18 protein-coding genes are annotated in these 20155 nt (G+C 71.2%); 9 read left to right on the top strand and 9 right to left on the bottom strand.

The window, feature by feature from the left end:
* Nucleotides 1–35 precede the first annotated feature (35 nt).
* From OHA21_RS29845 to OHA21_RS29835, 3 genes are read left to right on the top strand one after another with little or no spacing between them, the layout of a single operon-like run.
* Nucleotides 36–728 (top strand): response regulator transcription factor, encoded by a 693-nt coding sequence (locus OHA21_RS29845; protein WP_328460457.1) that lies wholly within the window; start codon nt 36–38, stop codon nt 726–728.
* Entirely contained in the window at nt 721–2067 is a 1347-nt protein-coding gene (locus tag OHA21_RS29840) for a sensor histidine kinase (RefSeq protein WP_328460455.1), read from the top strand. The genes OHA21_RS29845 and OHA21_RS29840 overlap by 8 nt, the downstream gene beginning before the upstream one ends.
* A 35-nt stretch (nt 2068–2102) precedes the next feature.
* Nucleotides 2103–2567 (top strand): hypothetical protein, encoded by a 465-nt coding sequence (locus OHA21_RS29835; protein WP_328460453.1) that lies wholly within the window; start codon nt 2103–2105, stop codon nt 2565–2567.
* A gap of 9 nt (nt 2568–2576) precedes the next feature.
* On the opposite strand, the gene OHA21_RS29830 is transcribed toward OHA21_RS29835, so the two are convergent.
* Both OHA21_RS29830 and OHA21_RS29825 read right to left on the bottom strand, forming a co-directional pair.
* The gene (locus OHA21_RS29830) at nt 2577–3347 is read right to left on the bottom strand and encodes a DUF5995 family protein (protein ID WP_328460451.1); all 771 of its coding nucleotides are present in this window, start codon (nt 3345–3347) and stop codon (nt 2577–2579) included.
* 174 nt (nt 3348–3521) lie between these two features.
* Nucleotides 3522–6335, bottom strand: coding sequence for a helix-turn-helix transcriptional regulator (locus OHA21_RS29825; protein WP_328460449.1), 2814 nt, complete (start codon nt 6333–6335; stop codon nt 3522–3524).
* A gap of 177 nt (nt 6336–6512) precedes the next feature.
* On the opposite strand from OHA21_RS29825, the gene OHA21_RS29820 reads away from it, so the two are divergent.
* From OHA21_RS29820 to OHA21_RS29805, 4 genes are all read left to right on the top strand, one after another.
* On the top strand, nt 6513–7121 hold the full coding sequence (locus OHA21_RS29820) for an adenylate/guanylate cyclase domain-containing protein (protein WP_328460447.1): 609 nt from the start codon (nt 6513–6515) through the stop codon (nt 7119–7121).
* A gap of 113 nt (nt 7122–7234) precedes the next feature.
* Nucleotides 7235–9316, top strand: a complete 2082-nt coding sequence (locus OHA21_RS29815; protein WP_328460445.1) for a DNA gyrase/topoisomerase IV subunit B — start codon at nt 7235–7237, stop codon at nt 9314–9316.
* 14 nt (nt 9317–9330) lie between these two features.
* Nucleotides 9331–11850 carry a DNA gyrase/topoisomerase IV subunit A gene (locus tag OHA21_RS29810; RefSeq protein WP_328460443.1) on the top strand — a complete coding sequence of 840 codons (2520 nt, stop codon included), beginning with the start codon at nt 9331–9333 and terminating at the stop codon, nt 11848–11850.
* A gap of 266 nt (nt 11851–12116) precedes the next feature.
* The gene (locus tag OHA21_RS29805) at nt 12117–13415 is read left to right on the top strand and encodes a BtrH N-terminal domain-containing protein (RefSeq protein WP_328460441.1); all 1299 of its coding nucleotides are present in this window, start codon (nt 12117–12119) and stop codon (nt 13413–13415) included.
* 132 nt (nt 13416–13547) lie between these two features.
* Here the strand turns inward: OHA21_RS29805 and OHA21_RS29800 are convergent, their stop codons facing one another.
* The 3 genes from OHA21_RS29800 to OHA21_RS29790 form a co-directional block, all read right to left on the bottom strand.
* Nucleotides 13548–14069, bottom strand: coding sequence for an RNA polymerase sigma factor (locus OHA21_RS29800; protein WP_328460439.1), 522 nt, complete (start codon nt 14067–14069; stop codon nt 13548–13550).
* Between the two features lie 158 nt (nt 14070–14227).
* Entirely contained in the window at nt 14228–14695 is a 468-nt protein-coding gene (locus tag OHA21_RS29795) for an SgcJ/EcaC family oxidoreductase (RefSeq protein WP_328460437.1), read from the bottom strand.
* A gap of 113 nt (nt 14696–14808) precedes the next feature.
* Nucleotides 14809–15252, bottom strand: a complete 444-nt coding sequence (locus OHA21_RS29790) for a MarR family winged helix-turn-helix transcriptional regulator (protein WP_328460435.1) — start codon at nt 15250–15252, stop codon at nt 14809–14811.
* A 72-nt stretch (nt 15253–15324) separates the two neighbouring features.
* Here OHA21_RS29790 and OHA21_RS29785 point away from each other — a divergent pair, with 72 nt between their 5' ends.
* Entirely contained in the window at nt 15325–15699 is a 375-nt protein-coding gene (locus OHA21_RS29785; protein ID WP_328460433.1) for a cupin domain-containing protein, read from the top strand.
* Between the two features lie 399 nt (nt 15700–16098).
* On the opposite strand, the gene OHA21_RS29780 is transcribed toward OHA21_RS29785, so the two are convergent.
* Entirely contained in the window at nt 16099–17064 is a 966-nt protein-coding gene (locus tag OHA21_RS29780) for an aldo/keto reductase (protein ID WP_328460431.1), read from the bottom strand.
* 179 nt (nt 17065–17243) lie between these two features.
* Between OHA21_RS29780 and OHA21_RS29775 the strand changes: the two genes are divergently transcribed.
* On the top strand, nt 17244–17741 hold the full coding sequence (locus OHA21_RS29775) for a hypothetical protein (protein WP_328460429.1): 498 nt from the start codon (nt 17244–17246) through the stop codon (nt 17739–17741).
* A 9-nt stretch (nt 17742–17750) separates the two neighbouring features.
* Here OHA21_RS29775 and OHA21_RS29770 read toward each other — a convergent pair whose 3' ends face one another.
* Genes OHA21_RS29770 through OHA21_RS29760 form a run of 3 tightly spaced genes read right to left on the bottom strand, consistent with a single transcriptional unit; the run spans nt 17751 to nt 20125 of the window.
* On the bottom strand, nt 17751–17951 hold the full coding sequence (locus OHA21_RS29770) for a hypothetical protein (protein ID WP_328460427.1): 201 nt from the start codon (nt 17949–17951) through the stop codon (nt 17751–17753).
* A gap of 54 nt (nt 17952–18005) precedes the next feature.
* A complete protein-coding gene (locus OHA21_RS29765; RefSeq protein ID WP_328460425.1) occupies nt 18006–18812 on the bottom strand; it encodes a class I SAM-dependent methyltransferase in 807 nt (268 codons plus the stop codon).
* Nucleotides 18809–20125 carry a GH1 family beta-glucosidase gene (locus OHA21_RS29760; protein WP_328460423.1) on the bottom strand — a complete coding sequence of 439 codons (1317 nt, stop codon included), beginning with the start codon at nt 20123–20125 and terminating at the stop codon, nt 18809–18811. Before OHA21_RS29760 ends, OHA21_RS29765 begins: the two co-directional genes overlap by 4 nt.
* Between the last annotated feature and the right edge of the window lie 30 nt (nt 20126–20155).

The following is a 20155-nucleotide window of genomic DNA, read 5'->3' as shown; positions in this document are numbered from 1 at the left end:
TTCCCGGCCTGGCGCGGGTGCTCGGGACCGGCATGATGGCAGCCGTGACTGAGCCCCCGAAGGGACTGGTCCTCGTCGTCGAGGACGAACGGCCGATCGCCGACCTGGTGCGGCTCTACTTGAGCCGGGAGGGTTTCGGCGTGCAGGTCGAGCACGACGGAGTCGCCGGGCTGGCCGCCGCGCGACGACTGCGCCCGGTCGCCTGCATCCTCGACATCGCCCTGCCCGGCCTGGACGGCACCGAGGTCTGCCGGCGGATGCGGGCCGAGGGCGACTGGACGCCGGTGATCTTCCTGACCGCGCGGGACGACGAAGTGGACCGGATCCTCGGGCTGGAGCTGGGCGGCGACGACTACGTCACCAAGCCGTTCAGCCCGCGCGAGCTGGTCACCCGGGTCAAGGCGCTGCTGCGGCGGGCGTCGGGGCCACCCGCCGAACAGGTACGCACACTCGGGCCGGTGACCCTCGACCCGGGCCGGCGGCTGGTGACCGTCGGAGGTGCGCCGCTGATCCTGACGGCGACCGAGTTCGACCTGCTCGCCCATCTGCTGGGCCGGCCCGGGCGGGTGTTCACCCGGGAGGAGCTGCTGGCCGCGGTCTGGGGGTACGCGTCACACGCCGGCACCCGTACCGTCGATGTGCACGTGGCGCAGGTCCGGGCCAAGCTGGGCGACGCCGCCACGGTGATAAGGACGGTCCGCGGCGTCGGGTACTCGGCTGATGCGTGACTTCTTCCGCACCCTGACCGGGCGCGCTGTGCTGGTCACCGCCGCCACCGCGGTGGTCGCCGTGATCGTCACCGCGCTGGTGGCCGTACCAGTGGCGGTCCGCTCGGTGAACACCCAGATCCGCGCCGAGCTGATGGACAAGACCGCGCTCGCGGTGGAGCTACTGGCCGACGAGCGGCCGGCCGCCCGGGAGCGGATCGCCCGCCGGCTGCGCCAGGACGACATCGAGATCTACCTGATCCGGCGCGGGATCGCCGACCGGGCGGGCCTGCCCGAGCGGGTGGTGCAGCGGGTCGCCGGCGGAACCGTGATCGACATGCGGGGACCGGTGGACGGGCGTTCCTCGTTCATCGCCGGGCGACCGCTCTCCGGCCGGAACAGCGGGGTGGTCCTGACCAAGGCGGCCTCGTCCGGCGTGGCGGTACGCGTACTGAGCAGCATCTGGGTCGCACTGCTGGCCGGCCTGCTGGGCGGGATCCTGGCCGGCGCCCTGCTGGCCCGCTTCGTCACCCGGCCGCTCGCACTCGCCGCCGCCGCGGCCGGCCGGCTCTCCACCGGCGACCGGTCAGTCCGGATCGCCCGCCGGGGCCCGGCCGAGGCGGTCCGGCTCGCCGACGCGATCAACCAGCTCGCCTCGGACCTGCAGATCAGCGAGGGGCGGGAACGGGACTTCCTGCTGTCGGTGTCGCACGAGTTGCGTACGCCGCTGGCCACGCTCCGGGGGTACGCGGAGGCCCTCGCCGACGGGGTGATCACGGGGGAGGGGACCGAGCAGGCCGGCGCCACCATGCTCGGCGAGGCCGACCGGCTGGACCGGCTGATCTCCGACCTGCTGGTGCTCGCCCGGCTGGAAGCCGCCGACCTGCCCCTCGACGTGGTCCCGATCGACCTGGTCGAACTGGTCCGGGAGGCCGGCCAGGCGTGGACGGCCCGGTGCGGGCCGGACGGACCCCGCCTCGTCCTGGAGCTCCCCGGCGAACCGGTCATGGTGGACACCGACCCGGGCCGGATCCGGCAGGTGCTGGACGGCCTCTGCGAGAACGCGCTGCGGGTGGTCCCGGCCGGCGCGCCGCTGGTGCTGGCGGTCCGTGCCGGAGGCATCGTCGAGGTACGCGACGGAGGTCCGGGGTTCACCGACGACGACCTGGCAGTGGCCTTCGACCGGGGTGAGCTGAACCGGCGTTACCGCGGTGTCCGGGCGGTCGGCAGCGGGCTGGGTCTGGCTCTGGCCGCCCGGCTGGTGGGGCGGCTCGGTGGTGGGATCACCGCGGGACACGCTCCCGAGGGTGGGGCGATGTTCACCGTGGAGCTTCCTTACCGGACCCGAACAATCGCCTGACAGCGTTCGAGCAGCGGGGGGCCAGGATTCCGGGCATGACTCGTACCCGTACCCGAATCGCTCTGATCGTCGCCGGCGTCTCCACCGCCCTCGCTCTCGCGGCCTGTGGCGCCGTGCCCCAGGCTGATTCGCTGGACGCCGTCGATGCGGAGCTCGTGGCGTTCGAGGAAGCCGCGGGCCACTCCCAGGACGTCCGCCCGGGGGCCGTCCGAAAGCAGCTGCGCAAGAACACCCTGCACGGTGAGATGACGGTGCAGGCGAAGGACGGCGTACGCACCGTCGTGGTGCAGCGCGGCAAGATCACCGCGGTGACCGACGCGGGCGTCACCGTCGAATCCACCGACGGTTTCGACCTGACCTGGACCTACGGCGACCCGCTACGGGTGGTCAAGGACCGCGAGCCGGCCGACAAGGCCGCGCTCACCACCGGCGCCGAGGTCGGCCTCGGTGGCGTGCGCGACGGTGCCGTGACGAAGGCCCGCCTGATCATCCTGAAGTGATGGAGCCGGTTACTGCAGGAAGTCGGCGAACGGCGACAGCAGCAGCTTGCCCAGGCCGGTGGCGGTCTTGTCGAGGCGGCGGCGCTCCTTGTCCAGCGCGATCAGGTCGTGCCGGATCGCCCAGACCTTCTGCGCGTTGCGCCACGCGACGTTCCGCGTGTACTCCACCATCTCGCCCTGCCACCAGTCGTCCAGGTCGCCGTTCATCGTGTCGATGAGCAGCTGCCACCGGTCCAGGTAGCCGCGGCGCAGGCCCGGGATCTCCTCCGCGAAGATGTCGTTGACCTGCAGGTAGTCGTGGTGCTGGTCGCTGCCGTCGATGGGGTCGCTGCCCAGGTGGTCGAAGGTGGTGACCAGTGCGAACGGCAGGTCGAAGTTGATGTGCGCGTTCACCCCGGCGACCGCGGACGGCAGCGGGCGGGCGTCCGGCCCGGGAACGCGGCAGAACAGGCCGGCCCAGACACCGGGACAGGCCGGGCTGGCCTCGGTCCAGTAGCGCAGCGCGTCGAAGTAGCGCGCCGCGAACTCCACATCCAGCCGGGACAGGAACGCCGGGTCCTTGAACTTGCCGGCGTAGAGACGCTCCAGCACGTTCTCGGTGATGGTCAGGTACAGCTTGTTGAAGTCGGCCAGCGGGTTGCTGTGCAGCAGCGGCGGCACACGGCACAGGACTTCCTGCAGCTGGGCGAGCTGATCGACCACGGCGGGCACGTCGTCGGGGTGCTGTTGCAGGATGTCGTGCATCTCCTGCTGCACCGGGCCCCAGATGGGCTGGGTCATCGGATCCTCCACGGGTGATGCAGAAATGCGGAGGGCCCCCAGCACCGCCCGGCGGCGTCAACCACCGGGCGGTGCTCCCCCGTGCGCATCACCCTTCCATCGAGGCTGCGCCGGGGGATCGGTAGAACGACGTATTCCTCGTACGTATGTCACGCCGAGGTAACGATTGCCTGGTCAGGCCGCTGTTAGATAGACGCGACTTGCTTGCACGCGAGTACGCACCTGCAGCTTGTCGAAGATATGTCCCAAATGGACGCCGACCGTCCGCTCACTGATGAAGAGCTTCGCACCGATCTCCCGGTTGGTCAGCCCCTCCGCGACCGCGGCCAGCACCTCGCGCTCGCGCCCGGTCAGCACCGCCAGCTCGTCGGTGACCTCCTCCGGCAAGGTCATCTCGACCGTCGGCGTGTCGTCGGCCAGCGAGACCCGGAACCGCTGGGCGACCCCGCGGATCTCGTTCGCGAACGGGCGGGCGCCCATCGCGGTCGCGGTCTCATACGCCGCGCGCAGCCCGGCGACCGCCGTGGTCCGGCGCGACTTGCGGTGCAACGAGGCCTCGGCGTGGCGCAGCCGGGCATACGCCGCCGGGTACGGCTGCTGACGCCGGTCCCAGATGGCGGCGGCCCGGGCCCACGGCGCCGGATCGTGCCGGTTCTCGATCCGGCTGAGCTCGGCGGCACACAGGTCGAGGTAGGCGTCCACCACCCCGCGGGCCGCCCCGGCATTGTTCACGCCGTCGGCGAGCCGGTCCCGGACCGTCTTCAGCCGGCGGATCGCCGCGGGATCGACCGGTTTTCCGGCGACGTGCGCCTCCGCCTCGGCGCGCAGGCCGTGCCAGGCCAGCACGCCGAGCAGCACCAGATCGTCCGAGCGGGTCTCGGTCAGACCGCGCTGCACCGCGGCCCTCGCGTCGGCGTGCTCGCCCAGCCACATCGCCAGGCCGGCGCGCAGGGTCAGCATCGGCAGCACGTGCCGCGCGCCGCCGCCGGCCAGCAGGGTGGCCACCGCGTCCAGGTCCCGGCGGGCGTTGTCCACCTCGCCGAAACCGACCCACAGCTGCGAGCGGGAGAGCAGCAGCTCCACCGCGTCGGCCCCGGACGGGCGGTGCCGCATCGCGGTTTCCAGAACCGCGTCCGCCTCGGCCCACTGACCGACCCGGAACAGTCCTTTCGCGGCGATCGCCAGCAGCCGGGTCTGGTAGGTGCGGCCCACGTTCAGCGAGGCCAGCCGCTCGGCGCCGCGGCGGGCGACCAGCACGCCCTCCTCGATGTTGTTCAGCGGGCCGGTGAGCAGCTCGGCGAGGTGCAGATAGGCCACGCCCAGGTCGTCCGGGTGGCCGGAGCGCTCGGCGATCTCCACGGCGTGCCGGATCACGGCCAGGCCGGCATCCGGGTCCTCGCGGAAGGCGGAGCTGAAACCGAGCGCGGCACTGGCCCGCACCAGGTCGGCGGTGGAGCCGTCGACGGCGGCCAGGTCCAGGGCCTCGCGGGCGCGCTCGTTGGCGTCCGCATAGCGCCCCAGGTGCAACAACAACTCGGCGAGGGACGCGGCGGCTGCCGCGCGCTGCGACGAGGTGCAGTCGGCTGCTTCGAGGGCGCGCTCGTACTCCGTCTCGGCGGGGGCCGACCGGCCGGCGGCGGCCAGGTAGCGGGCCCGGCGCAGGTGGATCTCGCATTGCCCGGGCGCGTCGCTGCGCTTGGCCAGCTCCTCCAGCCGGGCCAGCGCCAGCAGGTGCTCGCCGCACTGGTTGGCCGACTCCGCGGCGTGGCCGAGCAGCTCGGTGCGCTCCGGATCCTCATCGGTGGTGATCTGCAGCGCGATGGTCCAGTAGCGGTGGGCCTCGGCGAACCCGTACAGCGCCTCAGCGGCGCGGGCCGCGGCGATCACCGGAGGAAGAGCCCGAGACGGTACGCCGGCGCGCTGCCAATGGAACGCCAGGCGGGCATGATCCGGCTCGCCGCCGGCCGACTCCAGAGCCTCCGCGTACCGCCGGTGCAGGGCGGTGGCCTCGGCGGGCAGCACCTCCTGCTCGAGGATCTCGGCGACCAGGCGGTGCCGCAGGCGGTAACCGTCGCCGTCGCCGGCCACGAACCGGTGCGCCACCGCGGCCCGCACCGCCTCGAGCAGCTGGTCCTCGGGCAGCGGGACCACTCGGGACAGCACGGCGTGGTCCACCGGCTCCACCCCGGCGGCCAGCGCGTGCACCACGGCGTGCGCGTTGGCGGGCAACTCGTCCACCCGGGACAGGAAGATCTCGCGCAGCGTGTCGGACAGCTCCACCCGGCCGTCGCGCAGGTCACGGGCCAGTTCCTCGGCGACGAACGGGTTGCCGCCACTGCGTTTGTAGACCCGCTCCGCATCCTCGACGGCGACGTCGGTGCCGACGATCGAGGAGACCAGCTCGCGGGTGTGATCCTGGTTCAGCGGGGCGAGGTCGACGACCCGCACCGAACGCAATCGGCGCAGCTCGGCGAGCACGCGGCGAAGCGGGTGGGTGCCGTGCAGCGCCTCGGCCCGGATCGCGGCGAGCACCGAGATGCGCACGTCACCGAGGCCGGCGAGCAGGTAGAGCAGCAGCTGACGGGTGCTGCGGTCGGCCCACTGCAGATCGTCGAGGACGAGCAGCAGCCGCTGGTCACCGGCGATCGCGCGCAGCTCGTGCGAGACCCGGTCGAGCAGGGCGCCGGCGTCGTCGGCCGCCGCGGCCGGGGGCGCGCTGCTGCTGCCGTGCCGCCGCAGCGCCTGCAGCACCGGGTGCAGCGGCGAGGCGTCGCCGATGTCCAAACAGGTGCCGGAGAGCACGGCGAAGCCCGTACCGCCCAGGGCTTCGGCGGTTTCGCGCAGCAAGCGGCTCTTGCCGACGCCGCTCTCCCCGGTCACGAACACCGCAGCTGTTCCACCGGGACCGACGTCGCGCAGGTAGGACTGGACATCGGCCAGCGTGCCGGTGCGCCCGACAAGCGGCCCGTCCTCCCCTTCGCTGGCCATGACCGGCAGCCTAATGCGAATCGGCCTACCACGTTGTCGTCGGTTCGGACTGTTCTGCGTCACAAAAATGACGGGTGGCGATGCTGTCAGAGATACGTCGTTCTGCGGATCCGCCGCTTGTCCTGGGCTGGCACCGTTCTCCCGGTCAACGCATTGATCTGGGGGAGCGTGAGACACATGACCATCATCACCATGGCCGATCAGGAGCGGCGCCAGGACGTGACCGTGCTGTTCATCGACATCGTCGGCTTCACCGCTCTGGTGGACCGGCTGGACTGTGCGGACGTCCGTGCCCTGCAACGCGACTACTTCTCCACGGTGGCGGCCGTGGTGCGCGAGTGCGGCGGGATCGTCGAGAAGTACGTCGGTGACGCGGTGATGGCGGTCTTCGGCGCCGACGTGGACGGCTTCGGGCCGGAAGCGGCCGCGGCGGCGGTCCGGGCGGGCCTGTCGGTCCAGGAGGCGTTGAGGGGGCGCCTCCTGGCCGGCAGGTTCCCGGTCCGCACCCGGGTCGGGCTCGCCACCGGCGAGGTGATCGTCGACACCATGGCGGCGTTCGACGGCGGTTACGGGATGATCAGCGGCAGCGTGGTGAGCACGGCTGCCCGGTTGCAGGCGTACGCGCCGCACGACACCGTGGTGGTCTGCTCGGCCACCCGGGAGGTCACCGACGAGCTGATCGCGTACCAGGAACTGCCGCCGGTCTCGGTGCCCGGCAAGCCGTACCCGCTCGACCTCTGGCGGGCCCTGCAGCCGCAGCTGGCGCCACTCGCCATCGCGGCGTAGCACACCTTATAGTGATCTTTGTCCGGTTTTCGGCCACTGGGTGGTCTAGACCTGGCTCGCCTGGGGCAGAAGTGTCGTAGGCGCCGGGTAGGCTCGCGCCGACCTGACCACCCATGGCCCATCAGGAGTGCCGCCTCGTGACCGCACAGCCAGAGACCTTGTACGGGGCTGACGACCTCACGCACCTGGAAGGGCTGGACGCCGTCCGGAAACGCCCCGGGATGTACATCGGGTCGACGGACAGCCGGGGCATCAACCACCTCGCCAACGAGATCATCGACAACTCGACCGACGAGGGCGTCGGCGGGCACGCGACCAAGGTGTCGGTGATCCTGCACGCCGACGGCTCGGTCCAGGTCGACGACGACGGCCGGGGCATCCCGACCGACGTGCACGCCAAGTCCGGGCTCAGCGGCGTCGAGCTGGTGCTGACCCGCCTGCACGCCGGCGGCAAGTTCGGCGGCTCCGGCTACAAGACCTCCGGCGGCCTGCACGGCGTCGGCGCCTCCGCCGTCAATGCGCTCGCCCTGCGCTTCGACGTCACTGTGAAGCGGGACGGCAAGGTCCACGAGATCTCGTTCCAGCGCGGCCTGCCGGGCATCTTCGACGGCCCCGGGCCGGACGCGTCGTTCAGCCGCGAGCCGGGCCTGCGGGTGGTCCGCCGGATGAAGCGGGGCGAGCCGTCCGGCACCTCGATCCGGTATTGGTACGACGCCCGCTACTTCGAGGCCGGCGCCCGCCTCGACGTCGACGCCGTCCGCACCAAGCTGCGCAACACCGCCTTCCTGGTCCCCGGCGTGCAGTACACACTGTTCGACGCGGCCGCCGAGGAGCCGGTCACCGAGACCTTCCACTACCCGAACGGGCTCACCGACATGGTCGAGTTCCTCACCCCGGCCGGTGACAAGCCGGTCTCCGGGGTGCTGGTGGTCACCGGCGAGGGGACGTACAAGGAGAACGCCGCCGACGCCAACGGCGTCATGCAGTCCAACGTGGTGCGGCAGGCCCAGGTCGAGATCGCCTTCCGCTGGGGTACGGGGTATGAGCGGACCGTCGAGTGCTTCACCAACACGATCCGCAACGTGCATGGCGGCACCCACCGCAAGGGCTTCGAGCGGGCCATGGTGCGGGCGCTCACCGAGGCCATCCGTAACGCCCGTGGGCTGCTCAAGCCCAAGGAGGAGCCGCCGGTTCTGGATGACTTCCTGGAGGGCATGACCGCGGTCATCCACGTCCGGGTGCCGGAGCCGCAGTTCACCTCGCAGACCAAGGACGAACTGTCCACGGCCGGGATCACCCGGGTCATGCAGGGGCTCGTCGAGGCATATCTGAAGGAGTGGATCGACGGGCGGCGCACCAAGGCCGAGGCCCGCACGGTTCTGCAGAAGGTGGTGGACGCGGCCCGCGTGCGGCTCACCCAGAAACAGCAGAAGGACGCGGCGCGCCGCAAGACCGCGCTCGAGGGCGCGTCGATGCCGGCCAAGCTGGTCGACTGCCGGGCGATCGGGATCGACCGGTCCGAGCTGTTCATCGTCGAGGGTGACTCGGCGCTCGGCACCGCCCGGATGGCCCGCTCCTCGGAGTACCAGGCGCTCCTCCCGATCCGCGGCAAGATCCTGAACGTGCAGAAGGCCAGCCTGCAGCAGGTGCTCGACAACGCCGAGTGCTCGGCGATCGTGCAGGTCCTCGGCGCCGGCTCCGGCCGCACCTTCGAGATCGGCAACATGCGGTACGGCCGGGTAATGATCATGGCCGACGCGGATGTCGACGGCTCGCACATCCGGACCCTGCTGATCACGCTGTTCGCCAAGTACATGCGGCCGGTCATCGAGCACGGCCGACTCTTCGCCGCGATGCCGCCATTGCACAAGGTGGTCACCAAGGGCCGCAACTCGGAGACCCTCTTCACCTACACCCAGCAGGAGATGGAGAGCACCGTCGCGCGCATCGAGCGGGACGGCCGGCAGGTCCAGAAACCGGTGCCCCGATTCAAGGGTCTCGGCGAGATGGACGCCGACGAGCTCTGGGAGACCACGATGAACCCGGCCGCGCGGACCGTGCGGCGGATCACCATCGAGGACGCCGAACGCGCCGAGGCGACCCTCGAGCTGCTGATGGGTGAGCGGGTCGAACCCCGGAAGAACTGGTTGATCGAGGCCGCCGGCCGGATCGACCAAGAGACGATCGACGCCTGAGAGGTTCGCTACCAATGGCACGCCGCAAATCCGAGAACCGCGTCGACCTGTCCGCGTTCGACCAGGCCGGCGCCCGGGTCATCGACAACCCGCTCAGCACCGAGGTGGAGGACTCCTACCTGGAGTACGCATACTCGGTGATCCACTCCCGGGCGCTGCCGGATGCGCGGGACGGTCTCAAGCCGGTGCACCGGCGGATCCTGTGGTCGATGTCCGAGCAGGGGCACCGGCCGGACCGGGCATATGTGAAGTCCGCCCGGGTGGTCGGCGACGTGATGGGTAAGTACCACCCGCACGGCGACGTCGCGATCTATGACGCCCTGGTCCGGCTCGCCCAGGACTTCTCGCTGAACACCCCGCTCATCGACGGGCACGGCAACTTCGGCTCACCCGACGACGGGCCGGCCGCCGCGCGGTACACCGAGGCCCGGATGTCGCGTGAGGCGATGCTGCTGGTCGGCGAGCTGGGCGAGGGCACGGTCGACTTCAAGCCCACCTATGACGGCTCCGAGCAGGAGCCCAAGGTGCTGCCGGCGGCGTTCCCCAACCTGCTGGTCAACGGCACGTCCGGGATCGCGGTCGGGATGGCGACCAACATGATCCCGCACAACCTGGGCGAGGTGGTCGCGGCCGCCCGGCACCTGATCACCCACCCGGAGGCCGATCTCGACGCCCTGATGCGGTTCGTGCCGGGTCCCGACCTGCCCACCGGCGGTCAGGTCCTCGGGCTCGATGAGGTGCGCCGGGCGTACGAGACGGGACGTGGCGTCGTGCGCGTCCGCGCCCGGGCACAGACCGGCCCGCTCGAGGGTGGCCGCGGCCGTCAGGCGATCACGGTGACCGAGCTGCCCTACGGCGTCGGCACCGAGAAGATCATCGAGGCGATCACCGACGAGGTGAAGGGCAAGCTGATCAGCTCCGGCCCGCGCCGGGGCCAGCGGCAGGCAGCCCGCCTGCAGGGCATCGCCGACGTCAAGGACCTCACCGACCGCGAGCACGGCACCCGGCTGGTGATCGAGTGCAAGGTCGGCGTCAACCCGCAGGCGCTGCTCGCCGACCTTTACCGTCTGACCCCGCTGGAGAGCTCGTTCGGCATCAACAACCTGGTGCTGGTCGACGGGCAGCCGCGGACCCTCGGGCTCAAGGCGCTGCTCGAGGTCTTCGTCCAGCACCGCTACGAGGTCGTCACCCGGCGCACCGAGTATCGCCGCACCAAGCGGGCCGACCGTCTGCACCTGGTCGACGGCCTGCTGATCGCCCTGATCGACATCGACCGGGTGGTCGCGATCATCCGGGCCAGCGACGACGCCGCCTCGGCCAAGACCGGCCTGATGGCGGAGTTCGGGCTCTCCGACATCCAGGCGACCTACATTCTGGACACCCCGCTGCGGCGGCTCACCCGGTTCGACCGGATCGAGCTGGAGACCGAGCAGGAGCGGCTGCGCAACGAGATCGCCGAGCTGAGCCGGATCCTCGACAACGAGGACGTGCTCAAGCAGGTCGTCTCCGACGAGCTGGCCGAGGTCGCCGCCGAGTTCGGCCGGCCCCGGCACACCACGCTGATCGACGGCGACCTCAAGGAGGTGCTGGCCGCCTCGGTGCCGGCCGGCCCGCTCGAGGTGGCCGACGACCCCTGCCAGGTGATCCTCTCGGCGACCGGACTGATCGCCCGGACCGCGGCGGAGAGCGAGGAGTCGACCGAGGCGCGCCGGCGCAGCGGCCGGGTCAAACACGACGCGGTACGAGCGGTGATCCACTCCACCGCGCGCGGCCGGATCCTGCTGGTCACCAACCGGGGCCGGGCGTTCAAGACCGACGTCCTGCCGCTGCCGGTGCTGCCCGAGCAGTCCGGCACGGTCTCGCTCCGCGGCGGCATGTCCGCCTCCGAGCTGGTGCCGCTGGAGAAGGGCGAACGGGTGATCGGCCTGGCGCCGCTGACGGCCGAGGGGTCGCCGGGCATCGCGATGGGCACCAAGTTCGGCGTGGTGAAGGTGTGCGCGCCGGAGTGGCCGGTCCGGTCGGACGAGTTCGAGGTGATCACCCTCAAGGAGGGCGACGAGGTTCTGCAGGCCACCTGGCTGACCGACGGGGCTGAGGCGCTGGTCTTCGTCACGTCCGATGCGTCCCTGCTGCGGTTCCCGGCGAAACTGGTCCGTCCGCAGGGCCTCAAGGGCGGCGGTATGGCCGGGGTCAGCCTCTCCTCGGGCGCTGAGGTGATCTCGTTCAACGCGGTCTCCACCTCGGATTCCGTGCACGGGGAGCCGATGGTCGTCACCTCCACCGGCACCCAGGTCAAGGTTTCGCCGTTCGCGTCGTACCCGGCGAAGGGCCGGGCCACCGGCGGGGTGCGGGTGCAACGGTTCCTCAAGGGCGAGTCGCGGCTGACGGTCGCCTGGGTCGGTCCACGGCCGGTCGGCGCCAGCAACACCGGCGATCCGGTCGAGCTGCCCGAGCCGGATGCGCGCCGGGACGGCTCCGGCAACGCTGTGATCATGGGACCGCAGCTGATCGGGCACCTGATCGAGCGGGACTGAGGCCGTACGGGACCGGCTAGGATGCTGCTGGGCGGTCCCGTAACGCCCTACCCCTGACCGGTGGCCCACACCCGCCGGCTGCGCGGGGCGAAGGTGGTCACCATGCCGTCGCGGGATTGCTGGGCACGCCGGGTTTCCGGCTGGTCCCCGCCGGTGGGTTGCCTGCCGGTGTGGGGCGGGCACGCCTGTCGACGATCCAGGCGGTTGGCCGCGTTGCCGGGTGTGGGCGGGTGGCGTGGCGACGACCGCCGGCAGGGCAGACGACCATGACCACGCATCGGAATCTGAAACGACTGGTCCGCGAACGCGCGGCGCGTACCGGGGAGTCCTACACCACCGCGCGCCGCAACATCCTTGGCCGCCGCGGCCTGGTGCCGGGCTACGGCGCCTTCGGCGGGGGCGAGCACCACGAGAGCACGTTGCTCGCCCACCTGCTCCGGCAGGCGGGGCACCGCGCCCCGCACACCGGTGAGCCCTACAGCGAGGCGACCCTGTGCGGGCTGGCCGGCGGAGTCGGCTTCCTGTACGCGGTCTTCGCCTACACCGGCCTCCCGCCGATCCTCACGATCGTCGCCCAGCATCACCCCGAGCCGTGGGCGCAGGCGGCACTCGACCGGCTCAAGATCGGGTACGAGGTACGGCACAACACCGCCCCCGGCCCGGCCCGCCGTGACCTGGACGCCACGATCGACGCCGGCCGGCCGATGCTCTGCACCGTCGGGCGGGGTGGCCTGCCCTGGCATCAGCCGGCGAACGCCCTCGACACCGACCCGTACCAGGTGGTGGTGGCCGGCCGCGACGGCGACCACTACCTCGTCGACGATCTGACCGACATTCCGCACGCGGTCCCGGCCGAGGTGTTCGTCGCCGCCTGGTCCGCGCACCGCAAGGGCCGGCACGAGCGGCTGGTGGTGTCCGCGCCGGACGGGCCGGTCGATCTCGCGGCCGGGATGCGGGCCGCGATCGGCACCACCGTGGCGCATCTGACCGGACCGGTGCTCGGCAACGCGTTCGACGTGAACATGGGCTTCTCCGGGATGGCCCGCCTGGCCGCTGACCTGCGTGACGAACAGACGAAACGCGGCTGGGCCCGCCGGTTCGCCGAGCCGGGCGCGCTGGCTTTCGCATTGTTGCGGCTCTACGAGTGCCTCGAGCTGCAGTACACGGCGCCGGCCGGCACCCGCCCGCTGTACGCCGACTTCCTCGACGAGGCGGCCGGGGTTCTCGGTGAGCCGCGGATCGGCCGGGCCGCCGCGCTGTTCCGCACCTCGGGCGAGCAGTGGGCGGCCGTGGCCGAGGAAGCCCTGGCCGGCTGCGGCCCGGCCGCCGAGATCTTGGAACGGCGCCTGTTCGCGCAGCTGACGGGAGCACCACTGCCACCACCGCCGACCCCAGCCGATCTGAGCGGTCCCGGACCTGGCACGGACCGCGCTGAGGCAGGGCCCGGCGCCGGCCGCGCCGAGACCGGCTCAGGCAACCCCCGTGAGCTGCTGAGCCGTCTCGCCGACCACGTCGAAGCCGCCCTGTCCGCCGAGAAGGCCGCAGTCCACCTCCTGCAGACCTGACCTCAGTCCCTCTTGGCGTACCGATCCAACCGCGGATCATCCGCCGGGATCTGGCGCAGACCGGCCAGGAGCTGACGCACCTCGTCGTCATCACCGAACGTGTCGGTCTGCGCCCAGGCCCCCGGCAGCGCTTCATAGGCGAGCCGATCCTGATCCTCCGGCCACGGCTCCCCAATCCCGCTGGTCAGTAGCGGTCACCGTCCGTGCCCGCACGGCCAGCGTGCCGCGCGAGCAACCCAGCACCGTCGCCGCTTCCGCCGGGGACAAACCGTCCCAGGCCAGGAGCATCAGTAGCTCACGGTCCTCTTCGGGCAGTTGGGCCAGCGCGTGCCGTACCGCCGATCCCGGATCGTGCCCGGCCGTCACGAGATCGTCCGGCCGGACCGCGTCGACGAGCCGGTCGTGCAGCGCATCCCGGCGCCGATCCGACCGGCGCACGTTCGCGCTGACCCGCCGCGCCACACCGAGCAGCCACGGCAACGCCGCCTCCGGCACCTCGTCCAGCCGCCGCCAGGCAACCACGAACGTCTCCGCGACGACCTCGTCCGCCTGCTCCTCGGTCACCCTCCGCCGCGCATAGCGCAGCACTGCAGCGGCATGATCACGCCACAGCCGATTGAACTCTTCCTCTTGCGGCGAACTCCGCGCCACCATCGCCCTCCCCGTCGCAGACAGCTCCGACCAGGAAGGTGTCCGGCCTCCTGAAAATCATTACTTCATTCCGGGTACGCGTGACGAAAAGTCCCCGCTCTACCGCGCGAGGCGCTGCCCACTTGCGGCCCCAGCGCGACCGCCGGGAAACGGCAGGTGGCTCAGGCCACGGTGACCCCGTCGTCGGCGAGCGGTTGCAGGGCGGCCGTGTGCCGTTGGGTCTCCTCGGGCCGGCCGTGATACTGCGCCGGGGTGTTCTGGAACAGCAGAATCCGCCAACCTTCCGGCTGCCTCTCGGCGAGCACGGTCTGGATGGTGTGCCGCTCCGGGCTCAACTCTTTCCGCCCCGGCGGAACCATCCCCGCGATGGCCCGCAGCAGCACGGCCCCGGCGCCCACCGGCCGAACCTCCTCGACCCGGGCCACATAGGACGCCGTCGGATGGTCCGCGAAGATCGGCCGCAGGTGCCCGGCGGCCTGTGCTCCCCGCACCTGGCTGCCGTCGAACCCGACCATGACGCCGTCATCGGCGAACAGCTTCCCGAACCCGTCCGCGTCCCGCTCGTTCCAGGCGGTCAGCAACAACCGGTACAGCTCCCGCACTGCGGGCTCAGCGGCGCGCACAGTCATGACTGTCACCCTAAGCCAGAGCCGGCCCGCGCGGCTGTCCCGGCGGCCGGGCCCGTTCAGCGCGGCTGTCCGGGCGGGCAGGGCCCGGTCAGCGCGGCTCTCCGGGCGGCGGCTTACCAGGTGGGGCGGACGCGGCCCGGCGTGGCCAGCCGGCCGAGTGCGGCGCGCAGCGCGGCGAGCTGACCCGGCTCCAGCGTCTCGGCCCAGGGGCGCAGCGTGGATTCGGCGGCTGCGTCGGCGGCCCGGGTGCAGGCGATGCCCTTCGCGGTCAGCACGAGCAGCCGCGCGCGGGCGTCGGCGGGGTGGGGGAGGCGTTCGACGTACCCCTTGCGCACCAGTTCGTCGGCCATCTGGCTGGCCGCCTGCTTGGTGATCTCCAGGTGTTCGGCCAGTTCGCTGACGGTGGCCCCGGTTCCGGAAAGCCGCACGAAGGCGAACCCGTGTGCTGGTCGCAGATCGGTGAAGCCGTTTGCGCGTACCCCGGCATCTATTCCGTCGACAAGCGCGCGTGCCGCGCTCAGAAGGAGCACCGGGAGGTCTTGAAGATCGTCACGCACGGAAAGAGTTTGACACATCGGTAAAGCTGCTTGACTATTTGGTCAAGCAGCTTGACTAATCGAGGAGATGCAATGCCGATCTATCGCAGTGCCGACGCCGTGCAGCACCGGCTGCACGGGACGGTCTTTCATGCCTTCGCGTCGCCGTCCACCGGCAGCCGGGAGCTCTGCACCTGGCGGATCGAGATCGCCGCCGGCACGGCCGGCGTGCCCCACCGGGTCGGCCGCGACGAGGTGCTGATCCTCGCCGCCGGCCGGCTGTCCGCCACTGTGGACGGCGTGACCGGCCGGCTCACACCCGGCGACGTGCTGGTCGTCCCGGCGGGAAGCGAGTTCCGCGCCGACAACGAGGGCCCGGACGCGGCCGAGGCTTGGGTGACGACCAGCGCCGGCTTCGAGGCCACCCTCCCGGACGGCACCACGCTCACCCCACCCTGGACCCTCTGACCCCGGCTGACCGCCAGCGCTGCTTCCCAAGCGCCGAAGCAAACCTCACGGTCAGCCGGAACGTCCAGCTGACTGCGAGCGCTCCTTCCCGAGCGCCGAAGCGACCGTGGCGGTCAGCTGGAAGCCCCGGCTGACGGTGAGTGCTGCTTCGCGGGCGGGGAAGCGACCGTGGCGGTCAGCTGGAAGCCGCGGCTGACGGTGAGTGCTGCTTCGCGGGCGGGGAAGCGACTGTGGCGGTCAGCTGGAAGTCCCGGCTGACGGTGAGTGCTGCTTCGCGGGCGGGGAAGCGACTGTGGCGGTCAGCTGGAAGTCCCGGCTGACGTTGAGTGCTGCTTCGCGGGCGGGGAAGCGACCGTGGCGGTCAGCCGGGGGAACCGGCTGACCGCCAGGACTGAAGGGTCAGCTGAGCTCGAGGGCGCGGACGGCCTGCAGTTCGGCCGGGGTCAGCGGGCCGCGGGCCTCAGCGGCGAGGCAGTCGGCCAGTTCGGCGCGGTTCTTCACGCCCAGGACGACGGTTGCGACGCCGGGGACGCTCAGCGCGTACCGATGGGCCAGCGAAGCCGCGCTCTCGCCGAACTCGGCGGCCAGCTTGCGGAACGGCGCCGCCCGGCTGAAGTCGACCGCCGCCGGATGGCGCGGGTCGAGTTCGCGGTCGAGCGCGTCGGTGAGCGACCCGGCCGCCACCGCGCGGATGCCGATCACCGCCACGTCGTTGCTGGTAGCGGCCTTGATGATCTCGTCGTTGGCCGGCCGCACCGAGGGGTCGAAGCCCCACAGGTCGCCGTTGGAGTCCAGCGCGTTGACCACGACCTGCGCAGCCGCGGGCCGGGGCGCCGATCCGAGCGCGGCGATCACCGAGTCGGGCCGGCCGACCGCGGTGATGCCCCAGGCCCGGATCAGGCCTTCGGCGCGCAGCTTCTCGAACTCGCCGATCACCTCGTCGCGGTACACGTTCCACCGGACCACGTCGGCCGGGTTCGCCGAACCGTCCTGCGCCCCGATGTGGGTGTGCAGCAGGAACAGGTCGAGGTGGTCGCGCCCGAGCAGGCCGAGGCTGTTGTGCAGACTTTCCCGGATGCGGGTCGGCGCGGACGAGACCTGATTGTCGGGCAGCTGCACCTTGGACGTGATCAACACGTCCGGCGCCGGGCGGGCCCGCAGCGCTTCACCGGCCGCCCGCTCCGCCTCGAAGTCGTCGCCGTAACTGGGCGCCAGATCCAGCATGGTGATGCCCGCGTCGATCGCGGCGTGGACCGTCGCGACCGCCTCCGCACGGTCCGTGCTGCCCCACACCCCGGCGATGCCACCGCCACCCAGAGTCAGCGCGCTGACCCGGCCGAGCTGTCCGAAGTTCCTGGTTTCCATGGTGGTCCTCCCCGCTGTTCCCGGCTCTTCGACATCGACCGTAGGACCTGGAGCGCGCTCCAGCTCAAGTCCTGGATTCCATTCGGCGTGCCGTCGGCCCGCGGGTGTCCAGCAGGTGAATAATCCGTGCTCTCGCGGGGCCGGAACAGCGAAGATGACGCCGGCGGGAAGGGGGAGCCGTGGACGTCGTGGCGCAGTGGGTGAGCACTGAGTGGACCAGACTTTCCCGCGGCGGCAAGGCTGCGGCGCGCCGCAACGCGGCTCCCGTGGGGTTCCGCCTGCCCGCGCTGCGCGCCGGCGTCGTGCACGAGGTCCTGATGGCGGAGGGTAACGGTTTCGAGCCGGTGGAGTCGCTGGGCAGCGAGCCGGCGGAGCGCGAGGCGAGCCTGGCCCGTTGCGGTCTGCGTCTGGTCAGAGCAGACCGGAGGGTACGGGTGGAGCTCGTCCCCGCCCGAAGCGGCGCCCCCTCACGGGATCATCGCCCGTCGGGGGTCTGGCTGGGTCCGGGGGAGTGGCTGCGCTGGCAGGTGAACTACCGGGTGAACTGGCCGCTGGTCCAGGGTGGACGACCGGCCTACCGCCAGGACACGCTCAACCTGGCGGTCGGCCCGGTGCATCCGGAGCTCTTCTTCGGTACGCCCACGTGGCACGTCGACGAGCGGGCGTTCCTGCGCTAGAAGAACGAGCTACTTGCTCGGCTCCGGAACGTCGCAGGTGATCTTCGGGTTGACGCCCATCCAGTTGAGCGGACCGGCGGCCACGGTGACGATGACCGTGCCGGCCTCGGCGCAGCTGGCGTCGCCGTCGCTCTTGAAGTAGCCGCGTTCGAAGGCGGCGACCACGCCGAGTACGAGCCAGATGACGATTATGACGGCACCGATACGCATCGGGGACCTCCTCTGCCGGGGGATGCGCGGCAGGTACCCGGTAGCGGCTGATCTTTAAACAGCGCGGGCCTGGAGGGTGTACGTGTGCGGCAGCCGCTCCGGCCGCTCGATCAGTTGGAACTCGCCGCCGCCGATCCGGCGCATCTTCCCGGGCAGGGCGTCCCACGGCACCGACTGATGCTCCTCGAGCCCGGTGATCACCAGCCCGGCGTCCAGGACCGCAGTGATGATCTCGCCGAGCCCGTGGTTCCACTCGTGCGTCACGTTGTGCTGGAACTCGTGCTCGGTCGACACATAGGTGCCGGGTTCGTCGTAGACCTGCGGGTGGGGCAGCTCGAAGTACGGCTCGGACAGCATGAGGTTGTCGTCGAGCGTCCAGAGCATCGGGTGCCCCTCGCGGATGAACAGCCGCCCGCCCGGCGCCAGCAGCGACGCCACGGTCCGCGCCCACCGGTTGATGTCCGGCAGCCAGCCGAGCGCGCCGATCCCCGTGTAGACCAGGTCGAACTCGCCGTCCAGAACGTCACGGGCGGCATAAACGTCGCTCTGCACGAACGGGACGCCGGCGCCGGCCCGGGCCGCGATGTCGCGGGCCTGCTCCAGCGAGGCGCCGGAGAAGTCCAGGCCGGTCATCGTGGCGCCGAGCCGGGCCAGCGAGATCGTGTCGGTGCCGATGTGGCACTGCAGGTGCACGCCGCGCAGCCCGGCGACGTCGCCGAGCCGCGGCAGGTCGAACCGGACCACCTCACTGAGGTACGCCGGGTCGGCCACGAAATCCTCGACGTGATAGTCCGGGGAGCCGGCGTGTGCGGGCGCCCGCTCGTCCCAGTTGGCCCGGTTCACGTCGAGGTAGTCGGTCATGGCGTGGAGAGTATGCGATCCCGGAACCACAGCGCGCTCTGTTTAGGCGTACGCGTCTGGGTCTCGTAATCCACGTGCACCAGGCCGAACCGTTTCGCATAGCCCTCGGCCCACTCGAAGTTGTCCATGAGCGACCAGGCGAAATAGCCGCGCACGTCCGCGCCCCGGGCGCGGGCGGCGAAGACCGCGTCGATGTGGGCCTTGAGGTACGCGGTCCGCTCCGCATCGGCGACGAAACCGGACGGATCCGGATGATCGTCGAAGACCGCGCCGTTCTCGGTGACCGCGAGCGGGAACCCGTAGTCGTGGTGCAGGCGCAGCAGCAGCGTGGTGAACCGGTCCGGGGTGATCGGCCAGCCCAGCGCGGTCCGCGGCGCGTCCGGCATGACCTCGCGGATCACCGGCCGGCCGAGCGCGTCGACGGTGTTGCCGTCGAGGTCGGTGCCGGCGAAGTTCTGTCCGAAGTAGAAGTTAACCCCGAGCAGGTCGAACGGCGCTGAGATGATCTCCATGTCACCGTCGCGGACCGGCAGGGTGTGGCCGCGCGCCGCCAGGTCCTCGACCACGTCGGCGGGGTAGCGGCCGTGCTTGAGCGGGTCGAGGAAGATCCGGGCCACGTTCCCGTCGGCCCGCCAGGCGGCGGCCACGTCGATCGGGTCGTCCGAGTTCGGGGTGGCCGTACCGATGTTGAGCGCGATGCTCACCGTGTTGTCCGGCGTCTTGATCTGCCGGGCCACCAGGCCGTGGCCGAGCAGCAGGTGGTGGGTGGCGGCGACGGCCGCCCCGAAGTCGCGCCGGCCGGGGGCGTGCACGCCGTGCTCGTACCCGAGGTAGGCCACGCACCACGGCTCGTTGACCGTGGTCCAGTTGCGGACCCGGTCCTGCAGGCGGTCGTGGACCAGCATCGAGAAGTCGGCGAACCGGTACGCGGTGTCCCGGTGCGGCCAGCCACCGGCGTCCTCGAGTTCCTGCGGCATGTCCCAGTGGTAGAGCGTGAGCCACGGGTCGATGCCGGCGGCCAGCAGCTCGTCCACGAGCCGGTCGTAGAAGTCCAGCCCGGCCTGGTTCGCCGGGCCGCGCCCGCCGGGTTGCACCCGGGTCCAGGAGACCGAGAACCGGTACGCGTCCACGCCCAGACTTTTGATCAGCTGAACGTCGTCGGGCATCCGGTGGTAGTGGTCGCAGGCCACGTCCCCGTTCTCGCCGACCACGGTGTGCGCGAACGTGTCCCAGATGGACGGTGTCCGCCCGTCTTCCGCGGCCGCGCCCTCGATCTGATAGGCCGAGGTGGCCACGCCCCACGTGAAAGTCATCGAAAGCTCTCCAGAAGACATGGTGAGGGC

Origin of the sequence: Actinoplanes sp. NBC_00393 (assembly GCF_036053395.1) — a bacterium.
Lineage (GTDB): Bacteria > Actinomycetota > Actinomycetes > Mycobacteriales > Micromonosporaceae > Actinoplanes.
This window is presented reverse-complemented; position numbering and strand designations above follow the sequence as displayed.

Coding starts and splice junctions, on each gene's coding strand:
- OHA21_RS29805 (WP_328460441.1), top strand. CDS start 12,117: ATGACCACGCATCGGAATCTGAAACGACTGGTCCGCGAACGCGCGGCG.
- OHA21_RS29760 (WP_328460423.1), bottom strand. CDS start 20,125: ATGACTTTCACGTGGGGCGTGGCCACCTCGGCCTATCAGATCGAGGGC.
- OHA21_RS29795 (WP_328460437.1), bottom strand. CDS start 14,695: ATGACTGTGCGCGCCGCTGAGCCCGCAGTGCGGGAGCTGTACCGGTTG.
- OHA21_RS29815 (WP_328460445.1), top strand. CDS start 7,235: ATGGCCCATCAGGAGTGCCGCCTCGTGACCGCACAGCCAGAGACCTTG.
- OHA21_RS29830 (WP_328460451.1), bottom strand. CDS start 3,347: ATGACCCAGCCCATCTGGGGCCCGGTGCAGCAGGAGATGCACGACATC.
- OHA21_RS29770 (WP_328460427.1), bottom strand. CDS start 17,951: ATGCGTATCGGTGCCGTCATAATCGTCATCTGGCTCGTACTCGGCGTG.
- OHA21_RS29785 (WP_328460433.1), top strand. CDS start 15,325: ATGCCGATCTATCGCAGTGCCGACGCCGTGCAGCACCGGCTGCACGGG.
- OHA21_RS29810 (WP_328460443.1), top strand. CDS start 9,331: ATGGCACGCCGCAAATCCGAGAACCGCGTCGACCTGTCCGCGTTCGAC.
- OHA21_RS29765 (WP_328460425.1), bottom strand. CDS start 18,812: ATGACCGACTACCTCGACGTGAACCGGGCCAACTGGGACGAGCGGGCG.
- OHA21_RS29835 (WP_328460453.1), top strand. CDS start 2,103: ATGACTCGTACCCGTACCCGAATCGCTCTGATCGTCGCCGGCGTCTCC.
- OHA21_RS29800 (WP_328460439.1), bottom strand. CDS start 14,069: ATGGTGGCGCGGAGTTCGCCGCAAGAGGAAGAGTTCAATCGGCTGTGG.
- OHA21_RS29820 (WP_328460447.1), top strand. CDS start 6,513: ATGACCATCATCACCATGGCCGATCAGGAGCGGCGCCAGGACGTGACC.
- OHA21_RS29780 (WP_328460431.1), bottom strand. CDS start 17,064: ATGGAAACCAGGAACTTCGGACAGCTCGGCCGGGTCAGCGCGCTGACT.
- OHA21_RS29840 (WP_328460455.1), top strand. CDS start 721: ATGCGTGACTTCTTCCGCACCCTGACCGGGCGCGCTGTGCTGGTCACC.
- OHA21_RS29825 (WP_328460449.1), bottom strand. CDS start 6,335: ATGGCCAGCGAAGGGGAGGACGGGCCGCTTGTCGGGCGCACCGGCACG.
- OHA21_RS29845 (WP_328460457.1), top strand. CDS start 36: ATGGCAGCCGTGACTGAGCCCCCGAAGGGACTGGTCCTCGTCGTCGAG.